This window comes from Aeromonas sp. sif0611, assembly GCF_019218845.1.
Classification (GTDB): Bacteria; Pseudomonadota; Gammaproteobacteria; order Enterobacterales; family Aeromonadaceae; genus Aeromonas; species Aeromonas media.
Genome location: NZ_JAHUWU010000065.1, coordinates 1 through 255, shown reverse-complemented (window position 1 = coordinate 255; position 255 = coordinate 1). Strand labels below are relative to the sequence as shown.

Below are 255 nucleotides of genomic sequence, written 5' to 3'. Positions count from 1 at the left end.
CGCCACCAGTGCCGATGGCTCCAGCCAGGCGCAGACCTTCACCATCGCCATCAACGATGTCGACGAGTTCGATGTCACTACCCCGACCGACACCAACGCCGCCGCCAATGCCGTCGACGAGAACATCACCATCGGCACCCTGGTCGGCGTCACCGCCTTTGCCAGCGACGCCGACGCCACCACCAATGCCGTCACCTACAGCCTGTCCGGCAATCCCGGCGGCCTGTTTGCCATCGATCCCGCCACCGGTGTGGT

The 255-nt window shown here is 65.5% G+C and carries 1 protein-coding gene; it reads left to right on the top strand.

Annotated features, from left to right (window positions below; translation table 11 throughout):
• On the top strand, positions 1-255 hold a 255-nt coding region (locus KW824_RS20785), incomplete at both ends, for a cadherin repeat domain-containing protein (protein ID WP_218410902.1).